The sequence below is a fragment of the Pseudomonas fulva NBRC 16637 = DSM 17717 genome (assembly GCF_000730565.1).
Taxonomy (GTDB): Bacteria; Pseudomonadota; Gammaproteobacteria; order Pseudomonadales; family Pseudomonadaceae; genus Aquipseudomonas; species Aquipseudomonas fulva.
Genome location: NZ_BBIQ01000013.1, coordinates 120,123 through 144,355, shown reverse-complemented (window position 1 = coordinate 144,355; position 24,233 = coordinate 120,123). Strand labels below are relative to the sequence as shown.

Annotated in this window: 17 protein-coding genes; 6 read left to right on the top strand and 11 right to left on the bottom strand. The window is 61.3% G+C overall.

The genetic code is table 11. The features are described 5' to 3' along the window. Positions 1-119 precede the first annotated feature (119 nt). The 4 genes from PFU01S_RS14555 to PFU01S_RS14540 form a co-directional block, all read right to left on the bottom strand. Entirely contained in the window at positions 120-4,601 is a 4,482-nt protein-coding gene (locus PFU01S_RS14555) for an NEL-type E3 ubiquitin ligase domain-containing protein (protein ID WP_042139609.1), read from the bottom strand. Between the two features lie 75 nt (positions 4,602-4,676). Then, positions 4,677-5,699, bottom strand: a complete 1,023-nt coding sequence (locus tag PFU01S_RS14550) for an AraC family transcriptional regulator (protein ID WP_027914986.1) — start codon at positions 5,697-5,699, stop codon at positions 4,677-4,679. Positions 5,700-5,778: 79 nt separating this feature from the next. Then, positions 5,779-10,248: an NEL-type E3 ubiquitin ligase domain-containing protein gene (locus PFU01S_RS14545; protein WP_050437995.1), complete on the bottom strand. Its 4,470-nt coding sequence runs from the start codon at positions 10,246-10,248 to the stop codon at positions 5,779-5,781. Between the two features lie 170 nt (positions 10,249-10,418). Further along, the gene (locus PFU01S_RS14540; RefSeq protein WP_027914987.1) at positions 10,419-11,483 is read right to left on the bottom strand and encodes an AI-2E family transporter; all 1,065 of its coding nucleotides are present in this window, start codon (positions 11,481-11,483) and stop codon (positions 10,419-10,421) included. Between the two features lie 132 nt (positions 11,484-11,615). On the opposite strand from PFU01S_RS14540, the gene trhP reads away from it, so the two are divergent. The 3 genes from trhP (at position 11,616) to PFU01S_RS14525 (ending at position 14,601) form a co-directional block, all read left to right on the top strand. After that, positions 11,616-12,950: a prephenate-dependent tRNA uridine(34) hydroxylase TrhP gene (gene trhP / locus PFU01S_RS14535; RefSeq protein ID WP_027914988.1), complete on the top strand. Its 1,335-nt coding sequence runs from the start codon at positions 11,616-11,618 to the stop codon at positions 12,948-12,950. A 123-nt stretch (positions 12,951-13,073) separates the two neighbouring features. Continuing rightward, the gene (locus PFU01S_RS14530) at positions 13,074-13,502 is read left to right on the top strand and encodes a DUF411 domain-containing protein (protein WP_027914989.1); all 429 of its coding nucleotides are present in this window, start codon (positions 13,074-13,076) and stop codon (positions 13,500-13,502) included. A gap of 100 nt (positions 13,503-13,602) precedes the next feature. Next, positions 13,603-14,601 carry an alpha/beta fold hydrolase gene (locus tag PFU01S_RS14525; protein WP_028687302.1) on the top strand — a complete coding sequence of 333 codons (999 nt, stop codon included), beginning with the start codon at positions 13,603-13,605 and terminating at the stop codon, positions 14,599-14,601. A 15-nt stretch (positions 14,602-14,616) separates the two neighbouring features. On the opposite strand, the gene zapE is transcribed toward PFU01S_RS14525, so the two are convergent. The 5 genes from zapE to PFU01S_RS14500 form a co-directional block, all read right to left on the bottom strand. Next, entirely contained in the window at positions 14,617-15,720 is a 1,104-nt protein-coding gene (zapE, locus tag PFU01S_RS14520; protein ID WP_028687303.1) for a cell division protein ZapE, read from the bottom strand. A 43-nt stretch (positions 15,721-15,763) separates the two neighbouring features. Then, a complete protein-coding gene (locus PFU01S_RS14515; RefSeq protein ID WP_027914992.1) occupies positions 15,764-16,915 on the bottom strand; it encodes a PQQ-dependent sugar dehydrogenase in 1,152 nt (383 codons plus the stop codon). A 34-nt stretch (positions 16,916-16,949) separates the two neighbouring features. Continuing rightward, positions 16,950-17,267, bottom strand: a complete 318-nt coding sequence (locus tag PFU01S_RS14510) for a hypothetical protein (RefSeq protein ID WP_027914993.1) — start codon at positions 17,265-17,267, stop codon at positions 16,950-16,952. Between the two features lie 161 nt (positions 17,268-17,428). Further along, positions 17,429-19,855 carry a TonB-dependent receptor gene (locus PFU01S_RS14505; RefSeq protein WP_028687304.1) on the bottom strand — a complete coding sequence of 809 codons (2,427 nt, stop codon included), beginning with the start codon at positions 19,853-19,855 and terminating at the stop codon, positions 17,429-17,431. A 142-nt stretch (positions 19,856-19,997) separates the two neighbouring features. Beyond that, entirely contained in the window at positions 19,998-21,122 is a 1,125-nt protein-coding gene (locus tag PFU01S_RS14500; RefSeq protein WP_028687305.1) for a sigma-70 family RNA polymerase sigma factor, read from the bottom strand. A gap of 131 nt (positions 21,123-21,253) precedes the next feature. Here PFU01S_RS14500 and PFU01S_RS14495 point away from each other — a divergent pair, with 131 nt between their 5' ends. Beyond that, a complete protein-coding gene (locus PFU01S_RS14495; RefSeq protein ID WP_028687306.1) occupies positions 21,254-21,736 on the top strand; it encodes an LEA/WHy family protein in 483 nt (160 codons plus the stop codon). 17 nt (positions 21,737-21,753) lie between these two features. Here PFU01S_RS14495 and PFU01S_RS14490 read toward each other — a convergent pair whose 3' ends face one another. Further along, complete coding sequence (locus tag PFU01S_RS14490; RefSeq protein ID WP_027914997.1) at positions 21,754-22,017, bottom strand: hypothetical protein; 264 nt, start codon at positions 22,015-22,017, stop codon at positions 21,754-21,756. Between the two features lie 122 nt (positions 22,018-22,139). Between PFU01S_RS14490 and PFU01S_RS14485 the strand changes: the two genes are divergently transcribed. Then, a complete protein-coding gene (locus tag PFU01S_RS14485; RefSeq protein WP_027914998.1) occupies positions 22,140-22,460 on the top strand; it encodes an ElaB/YgaM/YqjD family protein in 321 nt (106 codons plus the stop codon). A gap of 24 nt (positions 22,461-22,484) precedes the next feature. Here PFU01S_RS14485 and PFU01S_RS14480 read toward each other — a convergent pair whose 3' ends face one another. Then, positions 22,485-23,102, bottom strand: coding sequence for a MiaE family protein (locus tag PFU01S_RS14480; RefSeq protein WP_027914999.1), 618 nt, complete (start codon positions 23,100-23,102; stop codon positions 22,485-22,487). A gap of 156 nt (positions 23,103-23,258) precedes the next feature. On the opposite strand from PFU01S_RS14480, the gene PFU01S_RS14475 reads away from it, so the two are divergent. After that, the gene (locus PFU01S_RS14475) at positions 23,259-24,122 is read left to right on the top strand and encodes a universal stress protein (RefSeq protein WP_028687307.1); all 864 of its coding nucleotides are present in this window, start codon (positions 23,259-23,261) and stop codon (positions 24,120-24,122) included. The last annotated feature ends 111 nt before the right edge of the window (positions 24,123-24,233 follow it).

Genomic DNA, 24,233 nt, shown 5'->3' with positions numbered 1-24,233 from the left:
GACTCCTGCTTTTTATTGTTGGAGTGCACTGTCAAGTCAGGATGATGTTCGCGCCGCTCAGGGGTAACCACAATGGCCAAACCATTCATTGTGAATGATCGGTTTGGCCACAACGGCGGTTAAGACAATCCGCGTTCGCGACCTATAAGAAACTGCCGAGTCAGTTCGAACACCAGCGACTGGTCCTGAGTGGCTTGTTCGGTGTCCAGGCTGTCTAGCAGAAGCTGATAATCGATGGCATCCAACGTTGATTGTCGCAAGGCCAATGCCGATCGACGTGCGGCGAACTGAGCGTGCAGCGCCTCGAACACCTCGGTATGCCGCTCATGGATATAATTCGCCCAGAACACACGTTGGGACAGGCTCATCGACAGCGCATCAGGGGTCATCGCTGCGATCACCTCACGGTAGGCGTTCTCAAGCTGAGTGCTGGTCAGCTCGGCAGCATCGGCGTAGAGCATGCTATGGGGCTGACACGGCAGGTTCAGGCGAGCCCGCAACCTCACACGGTAAGCCAGGCTGACGGCAGCCTGATCCACCCTCTCCAGCGCTGCGAGGCGCTGCAACACATCTCGCCTGGCGACCTGCTCAAGCCGGTCCAGACGAAACAGTTGCTGCCCGATACCCAATAGCTCATTACCGCGCTCCGGCGCGACGTTGTGCTCAGACCTATCGATAAGTGCTCTGACTTGAAGCTCACTGAACCGATCAGCAACGGTGTTCATGCAGGTTAACGGCAGGCGAGCCAGACTATGGATTCTCTGGCGCAGCTGCTCATTTGCGTCAACTGCTTCGAGTAATGCCCACACTCGCTCCGCCAGCTGGAACGGTGCAGTGTCGTAGTCGCCGGTATCCCCGAGAAGCCCCAGCAACCGTACCAGACCATCGCTGCCCGGATCAGCCACCAAGCGTGACCAAAGGGCCTGACGGCTGACGCGCAAATGCGGATCGCCTGCATCGAGCCATAGATCACGGGTCACCTGCCGGTCGATTACGCGCCGTGGCTCGGGAAGATGGAAATGCTCGGCGATCGAATCAAGGGCAAACAGCCGCTGCATCTCGACGCTGCTCAACCGGTTTCGCTCCACCATGAAACCCATTCGGCGGGCATGTGGCAGCTGTACAATTTCCGCTGGCACAACGTGCAAGAGGTTGTCACGCAGGTCGGCGCGTTCCAAGGTGCTGCACAACTCCAACCCCGAGGGCCACGCACCCAACCTGCAGCGACGCAAGTTCAATTCGACAAGGCGCGTCAACTGGTTATAGCGCATCTCGAATGCCCCCAGCGGGTTGTAGCTCAGATCCAGGTGAGTCAACTGCGGCAGGCGGGTCAATGCGTTCAAGGCCTGATCGTTCAGCCGAATGTTGTTGCGTGCCAGGCGCAGGGTGCGCAAATCGACCAGGTAGGCGACTTCTGTAGGCACGCCGAGCAGGCCGGTGCTGCTCAGGTTCAGCTCTCTTAAGCGGGTGAAGCTTGAAAGAAACCCAGTAGGCATATGCGTGATCGGCACATCACGGATGACCAATGAGCGTGTCAGCTCGAACTCGATATGGGCAGGCAGTTCGGGCAGACTGCCGACATTCAGGTTGATAATGCTCAGCCGTTGACCAGCCGCCTCATCGCCCAGAGGTTCGCCCATCTGTCGCCAGGCGCGGCGGATCTGATCGGCGACCTGCCGACGAGCCCGCTGACGGGCCGGATTGGACTCAAAGCCTGTCCAGCGGCTCAGGTGTCTTTCAAGGTCAGCATGGTCCTCTTCCAGTTCCAGCAAGGCGTCATAGGCAGCATGAGGGCCTGTAAGCAAACGCGCCAAACGGTTGTCGATCGCACTGTCGTCCAGGCCAGGGTACAGGTTGCGCAAACGGCTTCGCAGCAGGCTGTCGGGGTTACGTCGTCGAGCCGGGCTACCACTGAGTGGGTAGCCTATGCGACCGTCGGGCATACGACGGCCTGGATTGAACCAACGATCTTGTCGAGGCCAGCCCAGCAGTTGCTCGACTTCGGCGTGCGTTTCAGGCAACTGCTCAATCAGGCGATCACGCAAGGTCGAGGCAGCGTGATCGCCATCCAGATCAAGCGCAGTACGCTGGGAAGGCTCCAGCAATGCGAGCAGCGTCTGGTAGAAGTCGTTCGACTCATCGACCACGGCTCCATAGCCTGCTTCTGGCTCTTCGATCGCCCGGAAACGCCCCTCCTTGTGAACGATCTTGACCAGATTGGCGCCCGGCAGCTGATTACCTACCGCCGCAATTCGGCGCGCACCCGGGCCGTCTGTCCAGAGCTCGATGTGACGGGCCGGCCATGCATCCAATCGCTGCAGCAGGGCCAACGCGAGTTCGCCCGCTTCATCGCAGTAAGCGTTAGGGAGGTACACACCGCACATGGCCCGGGTCAACCTGGCAACACGCAGCAACGAAGCACCCTGGCGTAGGCAACGCAACGGCAGTTTTCCCATGCTCAGAGCAAGATCGCGCTCGGTTCGCCCTACGTCCGCGGCCAACGCTTGAACGTAACGCTCGGGCAAACCCGGCATGCCTGTTCTGATGACGGCCGACAACGGGTCATCGACCGCTGGCACCTGGCACAGGTGCTGGAACATTAGCCCACGTAAGCGATCTGCATGCTCAAGTAGGTTTTCCTGCAGCTGCACAAGGCTACCGCTACCGGTTTGTTCCAGGCACCACTGCACCAACGGGCTTTCATCTCGCGGGCTCGCACCGTGTTGAAGGGCGGTAAAAAACCTGCTGACACGCGCATTGGCTTCGAAACGCTCCAGGCTGTCACACAAACTGGCTGGAATGTCCCGCGCCTCCACCAGTAACCCGCGAAGTGCCGCGACATCCATTCCGGCGGCCTGCATCACCCTGCTGGCCTGCTGATGAGTGAGCGATCTAGGCTGAGGCCAAAGCTGTTCAAGCATGAGATCAGGCTGATCCATTTCCACTGCTCGACCAGCGTTCAACTGCCAGCTTCGCTCGCCGAAGTGCTCCAGAACTGGCCCAAAGCCTGCCGGACGCCGAGCATGACGCAAGCGCCATGGCTCATTTGGATCAGGGCGATGCGCCTGGAAATAACGTTTGCCACTACGGAAAAAGGCTCGCCCCCAGTCTCTGTACAGACCGTCGCTGTGCAATTGCGGGTCCTCCGGCAAGCTGGCATAGACCTTGAGGTCGTTGGCCCATAGCCGCGATTTCCCATCGACCCCGCGCACGGGTTCCAGCCCTTCTACGAAATCAGTGGCCGCATAGCCTCTGGCCAGAACATTGGCTCCGGCGCCGACAACCGCAGTCACCGCCAGCGTCTCGGCCACGCCAAGCATCTGCTCCAGAGCCTCGTGCTGATGACCGTGATACCAATCAGTTGCACCCTCGAAGACTTCCGAAAGCGTTTGCACCACCAACTGCCCAAGCAGCATCGCGCCCACCACAGGTATGAAAAGCCCGGCCAGGTTGACCAGATTCCAGCCCAACGAGCGCCACTGCTTGCGTCGCGCTTCAGAGGCGTCTCGGTCCACCTGTGCGGTGGGTACCAACAGCAGACGGGCGTCGTCTTTGATTCGCTGAACCTGTTGGTCGACCAGCCTGGAGAAGATATCCTCAGGTCCCGTGACGCCTTCAAGGGAAAGGTCAGACACGGCGTCGCTCAAGCGCTTGCTCAATGTATCGAGGAAGCGTGCGCGCTCTTCCACAGACACCAACTGACTGAAGTAAGCCCGGTAATCCTCCTTCTGCAGAGCGGCCGCGAGCACGGTGTTCATTTCCTGAATGGACGTGAAATGGCGCAATGCCTGGCCAGGATCGCTGGGTCTGTAGAGTACGATCCCTCGATCCACACCTTGCCGATCGCGCAACTGGACGACTACGACATCGCTCAGGGTATGCCCCAGCATGCTCAGCATACCCGGATAGGCACCCAGCTCAGCGTGAGAGACCTCATCGTTTGCCAAGCCCGCCAACGCAATCTGCTGTCTTGCCGTTAAATCACCGCGCAGCGCCGCCACTTCGGTGGCCAACGCAAACGCCGCTCGCTTGTCTGCAATCAGCGCTTGGCAGGTGTCATCGGTGAATACCTGCGACAAGAGCTTCTGGTAACGCCCGCCCGCATCCAGGTCCCGGCACGCTTGCACCAGTGCATCCGTGCCCGCAGTGAGCAGGGCGTCTTCACCTGTACTCACCAAACCGGTGCCCAGATAGAAGCTGGCCTGCTCGTTAAAATTCTGCATCAGGCGCAAGACGGCAGGCTCTCTCACCTCGATGACCTCATCGACAGGCAGGACCATGCCATGCGGGACCTTGAAATTGCGCCGTATCTCCCGCCACTGCAGCGCATCCAGGGCCGGACTGCCCGGCAGGTGTGCAACCAGCCTCTGCATATGCAGCTCAGCGAAGCTTTGCAGTGGAATCAACCGCCGAGTAAAGGCGCGCACACGCTCCTGGCTGCCCTGGTGGGCCTTGAAGCGATCACGCAGCCGGTTGAGTTGAGCGGGAGAACCCCGCTTGAGCCACTCAGGTAGGCGCGCGGCTATGAAGTCATGTGTAGCGCTGGCGACCTTTGCAGAGGAGGGATTCGGGCCGGGAGCGGTCGTGAGAGAAGCTGTCATCGTGTAGTCCTGTCGATGCTGATTCAACCTCGACTGTGTGATGGGCGCTCAGCGACTGGCACACGGAAACCCCACCTAACCGACCTTCCCTGCACCCAGGGCCAACGTTCGATAGTGACCCGGATTGCAACCAAACCACTTGCGGAAGGCCTTGTAGAACGAACTGCTGTCGGCGAAGCCCAGACGCGCTGCAATTTCCAGCATCCCCACCTGCTCTTGAGCCAGCCAGCTGATAGCCAATTGACGCCGCACGCTGTCCTTGAGGGCCTGATAGCTATGCCCCTCCTCTGCCAACCTGCGCCGTAGCGTGGAGGCCGACAGGCATAACTGGCGGGCAAGTTCATTCGCATCGGGCCACGACGCTGGGTCGCGCTCGCTCAGATCGCGTCGAATGCGTCGAGCGAGGCTGTCAGGGTCCCGATACTTGACCAGGATATTGGCCGGCGCCTGGGCCAGAAAACGGTGCAGCTCATCGTCGCTGCGCCGGATGGGCTGATCGAAGCAGTCGGCTGCCAGGATCATGCGGGTGCGCGGGCGCGAGAACTGCAGGTTTTCCGAGAACATGACACGGTAGTCATCGCAGAACGCAGGTTCGGTGCAGCGCAACTCGATGGCCAGGATCGGGATGCGACGCCCTGCCAGCCAGCACGCTACACCATGGACGATCATCCAGAAGGTGAAGTAAGTGAATGCTCGTCGAGGCTCATCACAGGGCTCGACGATGACGATCTCGGCCAGGCTTTGCTGCCGAATCAAGTGGGGCTGTAGATGATCCAGGGTCAACGACAGGAAAGCCAGTGCGGTTTCGATACCTGCTCCGATCGTCGGTTGTCCCCTGCTGGCACGGCAGAGAAATGCCAGGCTGCCGCTGCGTAGCCCGCGCGGGTCCATGGCAAAGAACTCATCGTTGCAGCGCCGCGCCAGCAGGCGCCAGAGGCGTGCGTAAGCAGTTGCCGGCACGCGCGCACCTGGCATCGTGAGCAGATGCGGCTCGATGCCTGCCTTGCGCAGCACCAGAGGCGCGTCGCCTGCTTGATGACAAGCCTGCAACAACGCCTCGCGTACCAGTTCGATGGAGATAGTGTCCTTGTCGCTCATTGACGGCCCAGTTTGCTCGAATGCAGCCATCTTAGGACCACAGCGCCAAAAGGCTAGCATTTGATCACCACAGGCCCAATCACCCTGGTAAGGCTTCACCCTCCCGGGCCAGTGCTTGGCGTGTGAGTTCGAGCGCCTTGGCCTTTACCGCCTCATCACACGCCTTGGCGATTGCCCTGGCCTGGGTATCGTACTGGGCATCTGTCAGACTCTCACGCCCTGCATAGAGCGCCTCCATCTGCTGCACGAACGGCTCGCATAGAACGTCAAAGGCTGTGCGGTACTGGCGTTGCAGGTGATCGAACCAAAAGCCACGCTCACTGATGTCCATGGCCAGATCATCGCTGGCCTCGGCCGCGCGAACCGCTGCTTCGGCTGCGTTCAGGTGCTCTTCCGTGACCCCTGCAATCGTCCTGAACTGCATGGTGGTTGCCTGACCTGGCAACTCCAGCGTCCGCGCCAGCCCCACCCTGTAGGCAAGGCTGACTTCGATCTGATCCACCTCCTCGCCACGGGTTTCGCGACTACTCATGTCTTGGCGGGCGTAGGCCTCCACTTGGTCCAGGCGGAAGAAACGTCGCGCCAGACTCAACAGTTCGCCTTCTGCGTGTTCTCCAGCGGCCGCCTCGACCGACGCACTCAGCAACCTGATCTCAAGCAAGCCGAAACTGGATATGACACTGTCCACGCACGTACGAGGTTCACTGGCCAAGGCAAAAGTTTGTTCGCGCAGTGCGGTGTTACTCTCGATTCTGTCTAGCATTGCCCAGACCCTGGCCTCCAGATCGTCCCTGGCCAGACGAAAATCACTCGTGTCAGTGAGTTCACCTATGAGCGTGAAGAAATCGCCACTGCCAGACTCATCCACCAGACGGTTCCACTGGGCGGTACGAGCGTCCTGTTGTGCTGGGCTCAAGCGCTCGACCCAACGGCTGAGATGAAACGCGTCACCGTCGGCACTGACCTCGCTTTCGGAGGTGCGACTGGCATCGATCCACAAGTCGCGGTAAAGGGCAGGCAGAGGGTTGCCCGTCAATGCCAATCTGCTTCGCCAATGGTTTCGCTGAGCCCGCAAGGGCAAGGGCAGCTCGCCGATATGGTTGTCACGCAGGTCTACATACTCCAGCGAAACCGCTCGCTCCAGATGGACCGGGACTTGCGTCAACCCCACTCTACGAAGCCCCAGCTGACGCAGGCGAGGTAATCGGTCCATGGCAATCGTGAAATGGCCGATACTGTTGTCGCTCAGGTCAAGCACACTCAGCCTCGGCATGCCCGCAAGCACTTCTAAACCAGCATCGTCCAGATGCAGGCTATTGCGCGAAATCGTCAGCTCCTGTAGCTCACGCAACTGCGAAAGCCCAGAGGGGAGCCGGGTCAGGGCGTTGTTGTCCAGGTTCAGCGTCGTAATGCCATGAAAGGGCCTGAGAAAGCGTTCGGGCACTTCACCCAGCCGCATGTTGGCCAACACGACCTCGCTGACATGGCCGAAACCCTCCACCGCGCTCAAGTCGGGCAGCTCGCCAGCACCAATATCCGATAGCGATAGCAGCATACCTGGGTCCCCATTGGTCTGCCGCCTACCTGCGTGCCCCTGAAAGCGCCAGCAGCGCCTTAGCTGGTCGCTGACTCTACGTCGCAGCGCTACATTGGCCGCATCGGCAGGCAGTGCAGTCCATTGCTCAAGGGTCAGGTCCAGGCGCGAGTATTGGCCCTCAAGCTCCAGCAAATGGGTGAAAGGCGAACCGGGCTGCTCCTCAAGCACTTGAAGATAGAGTTCGAGTTGTTGTGCGCTGAAACCTGGATACAGGCTGCGCACGCGATCCTGAAGCGTCCGCTCGGCCAGGTGGTTGACGCTGCCGCGACCACTTAGCAAGTAGCCATAGCGATGATCAGGCAGGCGGGCGGGTGGGCGAAAGGTCGGCTGGCTCACCTGCATGCCCATCAGTTCCTGCACAGCCCTTCTTTGTGCCGGAATGCGCGCTTGCAAGCCTTCCCGCAGCGCTTTCACACCATCGGTTGTTGACCACCCCAAGCGACTACGCTGGTCTTCAGGCAGAAGCTGCCAAAGCCTCTCAAGCAAACCGCAGGCGCCAGGCACGTCTTGTGGAACGGGTTTGCCCCCCTCATAGACCGACATCTGCCCATGCTCCCACACCAGCACCTTCACACTGGCGGGATCCGTCACCGGGTACAGCTGTGCCAATACGCGCCCTGTGGGTGACGCTTCGCGAACCTGGACATTGTGGGCCATGGGCCATGCAGGTTCTTTTCGCAAGAGTCCGAAGACCAGCGACGCCAGGTCAGGGTGATAGGCATTTTCAAGGTACAGGCCCTGTAATGCGCGACAGGCGCGGGCCTCCTGTAATGCCAGGCGCGCCTTCTCGGCAAGCCCCAGATCAAGACGGCCCTGCGCGAGCAATCGCTCACACTGCTCGGCAGTGCCATTGGCTATTACCCCTTCAGCGTAAGCATCGGGTAACCCTGGAAAATCACGTTGGATTGCCGCCGCTTCGGGACTAATGGCAAGCCTGTGCGTCAAGTGGCTCATCAGGCCCTCACGCAAGCGAGGCGCCTGCGCGAGGATCGACGCAGATACGGAGGCAGGTGCGCGCTGTTGCTCGGTCAGCTGATCGAGGCACCATTGCAACAGAGGGGGATCGTTCTTGCCCTGGTGGCTCGCGAATGTGGCGAAGAAGTCTTCGATGCGCTTATCGGCTTCAAACCGTTCCAATGTGTCGCGCAGACGTACCGGCAACGCCCTCTGCTCAGCGACCGCCCGGCGCAACTGAGCCTGGTCCACGTCGGCGACCTTGAGTATCTGAGTCACACGTCCCGAATCCAGGTCGCCAGTCACGGGCCAGAGATGACTCAACAAGGCTCGCTCGCCACTCCACAATTGCGGTCGCTGCCAGTTCAGCCGCCAGCCATGCTCACCGTTCCAGTCCAACGCCGGCCCGAAGCCCGTCTTGCCATCGTTGCGCACTAGGCGCCAGGGGGATGACGCAGTCTTTCTGCTGACGGCGTAATAAGCGCCTTCATGAACCCACCAGTGCCTGTCGCCGTGCTGGAACAGACCATTCTGGCCTCGTACGGCATTGTGAGGCACGTCAACTGCTCGATAGCGCCTCAAGTCTTCAGCCCACAGCCGAGGCGATGCATTATCCAGTTCGACTGGCACCATCTCGTCAACGAAGGCGCTGCGCATGAAGCCGCGTGCAACCGCCGCGCCACCTGCCGCCGTCAGTGCGGTAACTGCAACCGTTTCGGCCACACCCAGTACATGCTCCAACGCTTCGTGCTGATGGCCCCGCGACCAGTCATACACCGCTACGCCAATTTCACCCAGCACGTCGACTACGGTCGCGGCCAACATCATCGCGCCCAGCTCCGGGACGAACAACGCTGCCATCTGTGCCAGGTTCATTCCCACCTGTTCAAGCGTCTGCAGCCGTTGAAGCCTTTGCAGCCTATCTACCTCTTCGACAGGCACCAGAAGAAACAGGGCGTCCGCTTTGATGCGGGCCACTTGCAGCCCAGCCAGCTCGGCAAACAGCGATGCGCCGGCGGTTTTGCCGGTCACTTCAAGATCAGGGGCTGCATCACTCAGACGCTTTTTCAGCACTGTCTGAAACGCTGCCCGGGCATCGGCCGCCACTAGCCTCAATAGATCGAAGGCATGCGCTGGCGTTTTGAACAGGTTCACCATGTGGGCCTTCAAACTGTCCAGATCGTCAAACTTCTTCAAAGGCCCATGGGGCAGGTAGAGCACCACCCCTGCACCCGGGCTGGCCTGGCCGCTGGCCCCGCCGGCGGACAGTTCGATCACCAGCGCCCCGATCAGTGCATGTCCGAGCACATGAAGGTGCTTGACCACGACTGCCAGTTGCTTCGGATCAGGCGCCACCACCTTGTCAAAGGTTTGCCCCAGGGCAGCGGCATCCACTTCGCTGATGTCGCCTCGCAGCCCGGCAACGTCAACGGCCAACGCAAGGCGCGCGCGCTGGCCCTGGGCGAGCAGCGTGCAGGCGGCGTCGTCAAAGAAGCTTTTGAGGTAGTCCTGATAGCGCTTGCCCGTGTCCACCAAGCGGCAGGCAGTGGCCAGGCTCGCACTGTTCACCAGCAGTGGCGCGGTCAAAGACATGCCATGAGCCCCGGAGATGATGCCACTGCGGGCGTCGAAGCTCGATCCGGAGGGAAAATTCTGCATCAGGTGAGCCATGACAGGGTGAAACGTGTAGTGATGACGTAGCGTCTCGCCCCCAAGCACGCTATAGCTGTCCCAGCGCTCTCGCCAGAGCGCATGCGTCAGATCCACCTGCACGCCCAGCTTCTGCTCTATCGTGGCAGTCAGCATCTGCTCTGCGTACCACTTCGGCGAGACCATGCCTTTGAACAGTGACGCCAGGCGCTGCTCGATACGGCGGTTTTCTTCAGCGTGCATGCGCAGGGCTTGTATCTGCCCTAAAGAAGCGGCACGCAGCCATTCAGGCATGTGCTGTGCGATGAATCTGTCGGTATGGTTCGAAGGCGTAGTGAGGACGGCCATGCTAGGCTCCAGGTTAAGGGTTGCCGCGCACCTTTACCGAACCTTGCGAATCAATACAGAGGGAACTCGATCACCTCACACAGCCGCATTGCCCTTCTGCGAGGCAGGATGCCAAGGGGCAGACCTGGCAGCCAACCCCTTTACCTCCAAAGCCAGTACCTGGTTGGCGGTTATCGCGGTAGCTGCACCTGAGGCTTGCTCGAAGCAAAGATCGCCCAACTGGAGATGAACAGCGCGGCGATCAGCGGGCCGATGACGAAACCGTTGAGGCCGAACACCGACAGGCCGCCCAGAGTCGATACCAGGATCAAATAGTCGGGCATGCGGGTGTCCTTGCCGACCAGGATAGGCCTAAGCACGTTGTCTACGAGGCCGATCACCAGCACGCCGAATGCGGTCAGGATCACGCCTTGCAGGATTGCGCCGGTCATCAGGAAGTAGATCGCCACCGGCCCCCAGACGATGCCTGCGCCAACGGCAGGCAGCAGCGAAAGGAAAGCCATCATCACCGCCCAGACCAGCGCGCTGGGGATCCCCAGGATCCAGAAAATCAAGCCGCCCAGCGCCCCTTGGGTGATGGCCACCAGCACGTTGCCCTTGACCGTGGCGCGCACCACACGTTTGAACTTCAACTGCAGGCGACGCTTCTGGTGTTCAGGCAGCGGCACGGCCATGCGCACCTTGCGCACGACCTCGGCGCCCTCGCGCAGAAAGAAGAACAGCAGGTACATCATGATGCCGAAGCCAACCACGAAGTCGAATGTGCCCTGGCCAAAGCTGAAAGCCTGGGTAGCCAGAACCTGGCTGCCTTGGGAGGCCCAGGTGGTGATCTTGTCACGCAAGGCTTCCAGGTTGCCCATGCCCAGGTTATCCAGCGCGTTCTGGGCGAACGTTGGCAGCATGTCCTTGCCCCGCTCGACATAACCTGCGATGTCCAGCTGGCCGCTCTGGATGCGTTGATACAGCGTTGCCCCCTCCTGCACCAGCAGACCGCTGATGATGATCACCGGCAGTACCGCCACCAGTAAGCAGATGAGCGTGGTCACGGCAGCGGCCACATTGCGTCGGCGCCCGAAGCGCATGAGCAGGTTGCGTTGCAACGGCGCGAACAGGATGCCAAGGATTACCGCCCAGAAGATGGCGCCGTAGTAAGGCAGCAAGATCCAGACGAAGGCAATGGTGACCAGTGCCAGGAGCACCGCCAGCGCCTTGTTCTGCAAAGCAGTTTCGTTCATTTCCGGTCCTCGGATGGGTTCTGGGGTATTAGTGCGTGGTGCTGGGGTAAAAGTGCCACCTGCCCCTTGATTCAGATCAATAAGGCCCAACCGCAAGCGGCTTAGCATCCGCGCCCTTTAACCGGTGTATTCATGAACTCCGTTGCCAAGCCCGAATTGCTGGCGCCTGCCGGCACGCTCCACACCATGCGCTACGCCTTCGCCTACGGTGCTGATGCGGTCTATGCCGGCCAGCCCCGCTACAGCCTGCGGGTGCGCAACAACGCCTTCGACCATGCCAATCTGGCGTTGGGCATCCAGGAGGCGCACGCGCTGGGCAAGCGCTTCTATGTGGTGGTCAACATCGCGCCTCACAATGCCAAGCTCAGGACCTTCCTCAAGGACCTGGCCCCTGTGATCGCCATGGCACCGGACGCGTTGATCATGTCCGACCCGGGCCTGATCATGCTGGTACGCCAGCATTACCCGCAGATGCCCGTGCACCTCTCGGTACAGGCCAACACGGTCAACTGGGCCAGCGTGCAGTTCTGGCAGCAGCAAGGCATCAGCCGCGTCATCCTCTCGCGCGAACTGTCGCTTGAAGAAATCGAAGAAATTGGCCAGCAGGTGCCTGGCATGGAGCTGGAAGTATTCGTGCATGGGGCACTGTGCATGGCCTACTCAGGCCGCTGCCTGCTGTCGGGCTACCTGAACAAGCGCGATGCCAATCAGGGCAGCTGCACCAACGCCTGTCGCTGGAAGTATGATGTTACGCCGGCAACCGAGAGCGTCACAGGCGATATCGTGCGCGAAGTGCAGCCGACCTTGGGCCAGGGTGCGCCCACCGACCAAGTGTTCCTGCTGCAGGAAAGCGAGCGTCCCGGTACCGAAATGCCCGCATTCGAGGACGAGCACGGCACCTACATCATGAACGCCAAGGACCTGCGGGCCATCCAGCATGTCGAGCGACTGGCGCGCATGGGCGTGCACTCGCTGAAGATCGAGGGTCGCACCAAGTCGCATTTCTATTGCGCACGGGCCGTGCAGTCCTACCGAAAAGCCATCGACGATGCGGCCGATGGGCAGCCTTTCGACCGCACCTTGATGGACAACCTCGAATCCTTGGCGCAGCGGGGCTACACCGAGGGCTTTCTGCGCCGCCATGTGCACGACGAGTACCAGAACTATCAGCGGGGCAGCTCGGTTTCCGAGCGCCAGCAGTTCGTGGGTGAACTGACCGGACAGCGGGTAGACGGCTGGGCCGAGGTCAAGGTCAAGAACCGCTTTGCCCTGGGCGACCACCTGGAGCTGATGACACCGCGCGGCAATTACCACTTCGACCTGAATCAGTTGCATGACCGGCAGCAGCAGGCCATCGAAGTCGCACCCGGGGATGGCCATGTGGTGTACCTACCAGTACCTGAACAAGTGTCGTTGGCGTTCGGGCTACTAATGCGCGACCTGAACGGTGACCAGGCCGCTGGCTGACGGAACTGTAATGCGCCGGTCAGCAGGTTGAAAGCCAGACGGGGCGACCCTGGCGCCTTGCGCGTTTGGACCAGGCCGTGCGCTATGCTGGGCGCAGGTCACACGTTTATCAGGAGCTCATCCATGCTGCGATCGAATCGGCTGGCCCTTGGCCTGCTGGCCTTCACCACCCTTGCACAGGCCACCGACACCATTGATGTCTACCGCGACCCCAACTGTGGGTGCTGCAAAGCCTGGATCAGTCATCTCAAAGACAACGGCTTCACTGTGAACGACCATGTCGAAACGAACATGAGCGCCGTCAAGCAACGCCTGGAAGTCCCGCAGCGGCATGCGTCGTGTCATACCGGCGTCATCGCTGGCAAGTTCGTCGAGGGCCATGTCCCCGCAACCCAGGTGCATGAGCTGGCTAGCCGCAGTGACCTCAAGGGCATGGCCGTTCCCGGCATGCCGGTCGGTTCGCCGGGCATGGAAATGGGCGAGCGCAAGGATGCCTATCAGGTCATCGGTATCGACACTGAAGGCAAGGACTCGGTGGTCGCCGATTACTGACCCGGGGCTGGTTTCACGCTTGGTAACACCTTGCGCCTCTATGGCAACTGCCCGGCTGCTACAGTCGAGTCTTCCTACTTGATCTGACATGGAGTGCCTCATGCTGCGAGCATCCGCCCTGGCCATGGTGTGCCTGGCCAGCAGCCCGGCCATTGCCGCCGAATCGCCTACCTATGGCGCCCAGCTCGAAGGGTTCGACTACCCGCATACCCTCAAGCATTTCGACTTCGAATCACAGCGCCAATCGCTGCAGATGGGTTACATGGACGTCCCGGCTTCGGGTAATGCCAATGGCCACACGGTCGTGCTCATGCACGGCAAGAATTTTTGCGCAGCCACCTGGGAAACCAGTATCGATGCCCTGACCAAGGCAGGCTATCGCGTCATTGCCCCTGACCAGATCGGCTTCTGCACCTCCAGCAAACCTGCCCACTACCAGTACAGCTTCCAGCAACTGGCCAGCAACACCCATGCACTGCTCGAACACCTGGGCGTGAAGCAGAGCATCGTGCTGGGGCATTCGACCGGGGGCATGCTCGCCACCCGCTACGCCTTGATGTACCCGCAGCAGGTCACGCGCCTGGCCATGGTCAATCCGATCGGCCTTGAAGACTGGAAAGCCCTGGGGGTGCCCTACCGCACCGTTGACCAGTGGTACGACCGCGAACTCAGGCTCGACGCAGCCGGGGTGCGCGAGTACGAGCGCAAAACCTACTATGCCGGCCGCTGGAAACCTGAATATGAGCGCTGGGTGCAGATGCTGGTGGGCCTGAACCAGGGCCCAGGGCACGAACGGGTCGCGTGGAACTCGGCCTTGATCTACGACATGATCTTCACTCAGCCGGTTTATCACGAGTTCAAGGACCTGCAGATGCCGACCCTCTTGTTGATCGGTGACAAGGACACTACGGCAATTGGCAGCGACATCGCGCCACCGCAGCTCAGGGCCAAGCTGGGCAATTACGCCTTGCTCGGCCCGCAGGTGGCCAAGCTCATTCCAAAGGGCGAACTGATCACCTTCGAGGGCATGGGCCACGCGCCGCAGATCGAGGAACCCAAGCGTTTCAACCGCACGCTGATCCAATGGCTGAACCGCTGATCGGGCGCGGCCGCATCAGGCAAAGCGCTGCAGCTGCATTTCACGCAGCCGGCTGAGGGTGCGCTGGTAGGGAAAGGCGAGATACCCCTGCGTGTACAGCGCCTCGAGCGGCACTCCTGCTTCCAGGTACAGCGCCACCCGGCGGTCGTAGCATTCGTCGACCAGGGCGATGAAGCGGCGCACGGCATCGTCCTTGGGCGAGAGTGCCGGCAAGTCGCGGTCGCCCGCTAGTACACGCGAAGCACCGTCCTCCGTGCCGCGGGCAATGCGTCCGGTCTGTTGCTGACCACTTAGAGCCGGTATGTCCGACACCAGGATCGCCGCGAAACGGTCACACAGCATCATGAATTCCTGGGTAGCCATCGGTTGTTCGCACAACGCGTCGAAACGGCACCAGATGGCCTTCGCACTTCGGCGCACTACCTGTACCTGGCGACTCCCCAACATGAGGGGCCGGTCGGTGCCTGGATCGTCTGGGCTCAGCCGCTCGAAGACCGCAGCCAGGTGACTGCCCCGGTCGTCGGTCACCCAGTAGCGCTGGCACGGCAGACCTGGGTGTTGCCGGTGGTCTTGCTCGCCCGCTACCGGCAGCACACGCATGTGCCGCTCGATGGCAGCGATGGCGGGCAAGAAACGTTCGCGGTTGAAACCGTTGCAATACAGTTGGCCGGGCGGTTGATTGGACGTGGCAACCACGACCACGCCCAAGTCGAACAGGACCTGGAACAAACGGCCTAGGATGATCGCGTCGGCAATGTCGCTGACAAACAGCTCGTCGAAGCACAGCACGCGAATCTCGCTTGCCAGCCCCTCTGCCAGCGCCATCAAGGGGTCCGGCGTGCCGTTGAGCTCAAATAACCGACGGTGCACCCAGGCCATGAAATGGTGAAAATGCTGGCGGCGACTCGGCACGGTCAGGCAACGATGAAACTGATCCATCAACCAGGTCTTGCCACGCCCTACTGGCCCCCAAAGGTAAAGGCCGTGCGTGGATCGTCCACGTTCGACAGTCTCGAAGCAGGCCTGGAGCGCCTCGATGGCAAGGCGCTGTGCAGGGTCAACGACAAAGCCCTGGGTTTCCAGGGCTTGCTGGTAGCGCTGCAAGGGATTGGTGGTCATGGCGCATTGTACCTGTCGCCTCCTTGCCGACGACAGTGCTGCTTCAGTCTGGCTGCGCCAGCCCCACCTTCAGCAGCTCGCCATCCTTGTCATCGGTCAACACGTACAGGTAACCGTCTGGTCCTACCCGAACATCACGAATGCGCGCTTTCAAATCGCCCAGCAGGCGCTCTTCGTGTACCACCTTGTCGCCCTCGAGCTGCAGGCGGATCAGCTCCTGCGTGGCCAACGCGCCGATGAACAGGTTGTGATCCCACGCCGTGAACACGGGGCTGTCATAAAATGCCATGCCACTAACCCCGGGCGACTTTTCCCACACGTGGTTCGGATCGACCATGCCATCGACATGTTTACCCTTCGCCTCCGGAATGGGCAGCATCGAATAGTTGATGCCGTGGGTTGCGATGGGCCAACCGTAGTTCTTGCCCGGCTTCGGGATATTGATTTCGTCACCACCGCGGGGACCGTGTTCGTTAGTCCACAAAGCGCCAGTCCAAGGATTCAACGCAGCACCCTGCTGGTTACGGTGGCCAAACGACCAGATTTCCGGCCGCACGTTTTTCTGGCCATAGAACGGATTGTCCTTGGGTACTTCGCCGTCTGGCAGGATGCGCACCACCTTGCCTTGCAGCTTGTCCAGATCCTGAGCCGTCGAGCGCTGATTGTTCTCGCCCAGGGCGATGAACAGGTACCCGTTGCGGTCGAACACCAGGCGCGACCCGAAATGGTTACCCACCGACAGTTTGGGTTGCTGACGGAAGATGACGGTGAAGTTTTCCAGCCGGGCACGATCGGTCGACAGCTGGCCGCGGCCCACAGCGGTCCCCGCCTTGCCGTCGCTGCCCTCCTCGGCATAGGACAGGTAGACCGTGCGGTCCTTGGCGAACTCGGGCGACAAGGCCACATCCAGCAAGCCGCCTTGGCCCTCGGCCCAGACTTTAGGCACGCCATTGATGGCCGGGCCGACCTTGCCTTCGGCGTTGATGACGCGCAGGTTGCCTGGGCGTTCGGTGACCAGCATGTCCTGGCCGCCAGGCAGGAACGCCAGCGCCCACGGCGTACGCAGACCATTGGCCACGGTATCGACGGTAAGGGTGCCCTCTTCACTTTTGAACGTCTGCTGGGCAGCGGCATTGGCCAACAGAGGCGATAACGCGGCAGCGGCCAGGGTAACCAGCCAGGTTGCTCGAGACATGCGAAGTTCCTTTGACATATACAGGGTACTGGAGTCAGGGCGCGCGCGGGTTATCCCGCGGGGGCCGCACAGGCTCCAGATTGGGCGTTTGCTGCTGACGGCGCAGGTTTTCACCGTTGCCGATGCCGCGGTTCTCTACCGTCGGGGTGCGCGGTATGGGCTGGGTAGACGGACCGCGCACAGGCGGCGTCGCCGGGACGCTGCCCTGGCGGCTGTTGGGATTGGCACGCTGTACGGGGCTGTTGTAGGGGTTGTTGCCATTGGCGGCAACGTGCAGCCACGGCTGCGCGGTCGCATGGGTAGGTAGCCAGACGGCCATGCCTACTACCAACAACGGTATTGTCAGTTTCATGCTTCACCTCCGTACGAAAACGCCTGGCCTGGTGGCTTTGATAGCCTACGGCGCAAAGGGTTCGAGTCAAAAGGCTTGGCGACGCTACAGGTGATTCACGATGTTTCAGCCAGCGCCCACTGATCGGGGCGCCGGTGTGGGTTAGGCCGTGCGCAACGGCCTCAGTAGGCCAGGCTCCAGGTCAGTGTGTAGGTCCTGCCTCGACCTTGATAATCGTAGAGGTAGGCAGGCCCATAGGTGGGCGCGTAGAACAGCGTCGCACGCTGGCCCCATACGGTGCTGTACTGCTTGTCCAGTAGGTTCTGGACACCTGCGCTGAAGGTGCCGTAATCGGTCTCCTGGCTGCCCAGCAGATCGAGCGTGGTGTAGCCATCGATCTTGTGCTGGGCGTCGTCCTTCAAGCTGAAAGCGCGATTGGCCTGCAGCCGCGCACTGCGCCCGTCATCCTTCCAGCCAATGAAAGCGGTGGCTTTGGACAAGGAGGCATAACGCGCATCGCGCTTGCGCCACCCGCCGCCGTCTGCCTCTTCCTCGGAACGGGTGAGGTGCAGCGTGCCGCCGGCTTCCCAACCTTGGTCGAAGTGGCGCGTGAGTGCCCCCTCGAAGCCAAAGTCGCGACTCTTCTGGTCTTCGACGTCAATGGTGAGGGTTTGCGAATCCACATTGATGATCTTGTCCGACCAGATGTAGTACAGCGCAGCTTGAGCGTCCCACTGCACGTCGGCATAGCGCCAGCCCACTTCCACCTGGCGGCTCTTGATCCCAGCCAGCGGGTTGTCCCCGACACTGAGGCCGGGCTTGCCGTAGTACTTGGCCGGATCGGGCAAGTCAAAGCCTTCACCGTAGTTGGTCCACAGCTGATGGCCGTTCTTGAAGTCGTAGATCGCCCCCAGGTTGTAGAGATTGACCTGGTAGTCGTTACTGCCGCCCGGAACGCCTTTGTAGTCACCCACCTCCACATCCATCTGCTGGCGCCGGGCCCCGCCGGAAAACGTCAGGTTGTCGGTGGCGCGCCATTCGAGCTGGCCATACAGCGAGACCCCATCGACGACATAACTGGGGTAGCGCGCAGCCTTGCTGGCCTTGTCCAGGTCCAGCCCGCCACTTTCGGAGGACACACGTGCATCGAACACGGTTTGGTCAGCGTTGAAACGTTCCCGGTCAATGTCCACGCCATAGGTGAACTTCAGCGTGTCCCACTGCTTGGCGAACAACCCTTTGAGGCTGGTGACCTCGAAGTTCTGCTGCGAGGCTGCAAAATACACCCCGCGCGAGCCGGTGGGTGTCCCTCGGTTGTAGTAAGGGAAAGGGTAGAAGTTGTTGTTTTCCTTGCGGTAGGAAGCCTGCAGGTAGAAATCCTGGCCCAGCACATCATTGTGGTGGTAATTGGCGTTGAGCAGCAGGCGCCGGGTGCGTGGGTTCAGGTCGGACGAGTACCCACTGCGCAACTGGGCCTCTTCCAGGTCGGAGGGGCCGTTGTAATTGAGGTTGGGAAACCAGATGCCGGTGCTGCCATGGTTGCCGGAATCATAGTACTGGGCCAGCAGGTCAAGGCTCTGTTGCTCATCGAACTGCATGCCCAGGCTACCAAGCAGGTCCAGCGTGCGGTTGTATTGCAGGTCGGTCTGGGTATTGTCGATGAAGATCTGATCGCCTGCCCCATCGTAGAACGCCTCGTTCTGCTCGCCGGACACACCAAGACGGGCGGTGAAGCGCTCGTTGCCACCGCTGACCGACTGGGCAAAGCGGGTCGCCAGATCATCGCTGTTGTTGAAGCCGCTGCTGGCGCCGAGCTGGGTTTCGAAATGCGCAGGGCCCGCCTCGCCCTTTTTGGTCACGATATTGATGATGCCCCCGGTCGCACCGCCTCCGTAGATGGCGCTGGCGCCGGACAGTACTTCGACCCGCTGGACGTTGAACGGCGAGATACTGTCGAACTGGCGCGACAGGCCTCGCGAGCTGTTCTGGCTGACGCCATCGATCATCACCAGCACGCTGCGCCCACGCATGTTCTGCCCGTAATTGGTGCGCCCCTCCGGCGCCAGGTCAAGGCCAGGCACCAGTTTGCCGATGGCTTCCTTGAGGCTTACGCCACTGTCGATCTGCTCGCGAAGCTGCTGCTGATCGACCACCCACACGGTGCCTGGGATCTCGCTGATGGCGGTGCTGGTACGCGAGGCCACGCTCACTTCGATCGGCTTGAGGTTGATGGCTTCCAGGGTGGAATCGCGCTTGCGCAGCGTCACCGTGCGCGCATCGGTGAACTGCCAGCTCAAGCCGCTGCCTTCGAGCAACCGCTGCAAGGCGTGTTCGACACTGTAGGCGCCCTGCAAGGTCGGGCTCTGCAGACCCGCCACATCAGCCGTGGTGTACAGCAAATGCAGGCCGGCCTGATCGGCAAAGCGCGTCAACGCCTGGTCCAGCGGCTGCGCCGGGACGTTCAGCTGAACCTGCGCGGTCTGCACCTGCCCTTGCTGTGTCGCCGCAGCGACATGAGCAGGCAGCGTGCCGGCCAACACGGCCAACGCGCCGCACGACATCAATACAGGTGGCAGAAAACGGCAGCGGCTATTCGAGGGCTTGGGCATGAGAGGCACGAGAAAAGCTTCCAGGCAAGTCGTGAATGGGAATGGTTTGCGGCTTAGCCCCACTACGACGATCCAGCTCACAAGAACTTGCAGTACCGATGGAAAATTTTTCGGGTGAGTCTCGAAACGGCCGCTGCGAGGATCAATACACCACTGCGAGCCACGGCAAGTAGGAGACTTTCAGGCCATATCGCTGCTCCAGGGTGCGCAGCATGGCTTGCGGTTCGTCCAGGTCGAACACGCCACTGACCTCAAGACCCGCCAGCTGTTGGTCGGACAACACGATGCGCCCAAGGCGGTAACGCTCAAGCTCAGCGAGCACCTGCCCCAGAGGCTTGCCATTGAAGATCAACTTGCCCCGTTGCCAGGCCAGCTGCGCCTCGGCATCGGGCGCCACGCTCAAGGGCTGGGCGCCCTGCCGAGCAGCCCCCTGGCCAAGCACCACATGCCCGTCGCGCCGCACGCTGAACCTCGCGCCGGTGCCGTCTACCGGCAGCCCTGTCGTTTCGACCACGAAAGGACGGGCATCGGCGGACGTCTCGAACAGCGCTTCGCCAGCCACGACCACCACCCGACGTTCGTGCGCGTCGAATTCCAGCTTTATGGCACTGGCGCTGTTGAGGGTGACACGGGTGCCATCGGGCAAGGTGAGCATGCGCCGCTCGCCGGTACTGGTGTGATAGTCGGACAACCACACAGGTGCCTGCTGCCACGCCATCCAACTGCCCAGCATCAACGCCATGCACGCGGCAACGCCTGCCTTCTGCAGCCATCCCCGGCAGTGCCGCAGCGCCTGGCCGATGTATTTGGCCACCATGCTTTCGGACACGCCGAGCCTTTGCGCGACCTGCCTTTGCGTCAACCCTTCCACGCGGTTGAGCAAGAGCGCCTGACGCGCTTTGGGGGGCAGTTGCAGCAGGGCCTGGTCAAGAATCATCAGGCGCTCGCTCGCCAGCAGCGCCGCCTCCGGTGCCGGCGCGCCACAGGCCACGTGTGCCATGCCCTCGCTGTCGTCGTGGCACGCGGCGAGGCGCTGATCACGACGCAGGGCATCGATCGCAATGTTTCCCGCCACGCGAAAAATGAAGCGGCGCGGGTGCAGCACCGGCACGCCGTGCGCATCGATCTGCGCAAGCCTCAGGTAAGTTTCGTGGGCAACGTCCGCAGCGCGCTGGCGGTCACGCATGCGCCGTGTCAGAAACTGCAACAAGTCGTCATAGTGTTCCTGGAAACTTGCCAGCAGGCCCGGCACGTGAGACGTCAGCATGGTTAGGCAACTACACAGTAAGAGAAATTGTCGGGCGTTAATGAGAAACAGTATCTTTCATCTTCACCGACACTTTCAACGCTGCCGAGCATTTGCCACACTGCCGGACGATTCTTCCCAAGGCCTGCCCCATGACCCTACGCCCTTTGCGCCTCACCCGTCTGCTCACTGTCCTGCTGATGTCGGCGACCTTGAGCGCGTGCGCGCTGTTGCAACCCCGGGATCCGGTTTCGATCAGCGTAATCGGCCTGGAACCCTTGCCTGGACAGGACTTGGAAGTGCGCATGGCGGTAAAGCTGCGGGTACAAAACCCCAATGAAACACCGATCGAGTACAACGGTATTGCAGTGAACCTGGAGGTCAACGGCCAGCCCTTGGCAGCGGGCGTCAGCGACCAGGGCGGACAGATTGGCCGGTATGGCGAGGCTGTGGTCCAAGTGCCGGTGAGCATCACCGCGTTTGCGTTTCTGCGCCAGGCGTATGGGCTAGGCCAGTTGAACACGCTGCAAGGTCTGCCCTATACGCTGCGCGGCAAACTGGCCAGCGGCCCCTTCGGCACGGTGCGGTTCAGTGACAAAGGCACGCTGGACCTGCCCAAGGGCAGCGAGTGGTAGGGCGACACGTGCAGGGCTTAGCGAGCAGCGCTGGCAGCGGCCATCAGCTTGTTGACTTCGCTGCGCACCATGCTGGCGTATTCAGGGGGCGTCATGGTGTCCAGCTCATTGCGCACCCATTCGGCCCATTTGCCCTTGCGCCGAGGTTTTTCAGCGATCAGCCGGGCCGCCTCGCCCTTGGCCTTACCCAGGTTTGCTTGCCACATCTCGAACAGCCGGGCTTTCTCGGCCTCGATCTGTGCCCGTTCCTCGTAGCTCATGTTGGCCAGATTGAAACTCATGGATCACCTGCCTGATGGAAATGACCGGTATCTTACACCAAGGCGCCAGCGCCCACTGCGAGGCAACTTTTCTGGCGCACGAGTATCCATTGTTCTAACGACCCGTCCAGGAGGAGCATGGCATGGCCCGTAAAAATGCCGCAGTACCCGACAGCGACCAGATCAAGGACCAGGTATTCAGCGAGCTACAGGCGCTGATCGAGGAATCCGAGCGGTTGCTCAACGACAGCGCCGCGCTGGTGGGCGAAGAAGCCGAAACCCTGCGCACCCAGATCAGCCTCAAGCTACGTCAGGCCCGCGAAGCCGCCGGTAACCTGCGTGACAAGGCAAAGCCCATGGTCGCGGCCACCCAGGATTACATTGGCGGCCACCCTTGGCAGACCGTGGCTCTTTCAGCGGGCGTCGGCCTGGTGGTGGGCCTGCTGCTGGGTCGACGCGACTGACACCCACCCTGCCGCCTGCTGAGCTCAGGCGGCCTGTGCCAGCGGTATGCCGCTGTGAAAACGCAGCTCTTGATCCGCTGAGGCGATGAGTTCCGCTTCTGCGGCGCGTACCAGTTCAACCCGACGCGCGATGTCCGCCTCATCGCCATAGTGATGCGCCAACTTGAGGTAGCCCTGATAGTGGCGCGCTTCACTTTTGAGCAGGCCGTGATAGAAACGGCCCAGCTCTTCATCCAGGTGCGGCGCCAGGGCCGCAAAACGTTCGCAGCTGCGTGCCTCGATGAATGCCCCGACCACCAGCGTATCCACCAACTTGACCGGCTCGTGGGCGCGCACCAGACGACGCAGGCCCGAGGCGTAGCGACCGGCCGACACAGGGCGCAGCGGTACGCCTCGACGCTTCATCAGCCGCAAGACCTGCTCGTGATGAACCAGCTCTTCGCGCGCCAGGCGCGACATCATGTTGATCAGGTCAAGATGGGTGTTGTACTTGGCGATCAGGCTCAATGCCGTGCTGGCCGCCTTGAACTCGCAATTCTTGTGATCGATCAGCAGCGTTTCCTGATCGGCCAGCGCCGCCTCGATCCAGGCATCGGGTGTGGGGCAGCCCAGGAAGGCGTCGATTTCAGGGATCAGGGACATAAGCGATACGACCATACGGAGACAGGCAGGGGCGGCGATTATAGCGGCGGCAGCCAGCGGCGTCAGTGGCTATGCTTGATGTGCATCAAGCGTCAGCGCAACGCGCGCGGCCTATAGTCTGGCACCGCCTGCCCACCTTCCAGGGAGTACACGCCCATGCAAGCCGTTCGCAGCATTCTCGTCGTCCTCGACCCCGAGCACGCCCACAGCCGGGCGCTGACGCGCGCCAAGCTGATCGCCAGCGTCACGGGCGCACGCCTGCACTTGTTGATGTGTGACAAGCGGCACGATCACAGTGCGCTGTTGAGCCTGCTGGGCAACCAGTTGCAGGAAGACGGTTTTGACCACGTCACCCACGAAGCGGCGTGGCGAGACAACCTGCATGACACCATCATCCACGTGCAGCAGCGCGAAGGCTGCGAGTTGGTGATCAAGGAGCATCGTCCCGACAATCCACTGAAGAGGGCTTTGCTCACCCCTGGCGACTGGAAGCTGCTGCGCGCTTGCCCGTGCGCGGTGCTGATGGTCAAGAGCGAGCGACCATGGACGGGCGGCAATGTTCTGGCAGCGGTGGATGTGGGCAACCAGGACGAGGATCACCAGCGCCTGCATGCCAGCATCGTCGACCATGGCTACGAGATTGCCAGGCTGGCCAAGGGGGCGCTGCATGTGATCAGTGCCCACCCTTCGCCCATGCTGTCGGCGGCCGACCCTGTCTATCAGCTGAGCGACACCATCGAACAGCGTTATCGCCAGGCGTGCGCTGCTTTCCAGGCACAGTACGGTATCACCGACGAGTGCTTGCACGTGGCCGAAGGCCCGGCCGATGTGCTGATTCCCCATACCGAAAAACAGCTGGATGCGGTGGTGACGGTGATCGGTACCGTGTGCCGCACAGGGCTTACCGGCGCATTGATCGGCAATACTTCCGAGGTGGTACTCGATGCGTTGGAGGGGGATGTACTGGTATTGAAGAGTGAAGAGGCGATAGCGCATCTGGTGGGTTCGGCGCGGGGGTGAACCGTATGCAGTCCCTGTTGTGCCGTCTCGACCCTCAAATCGCGCTTGCGAGGTGAGGGTCAAGAGGGTATCTACACGGGGACCTCGCTAGCTGCCGGAGGCGGCGTCAGA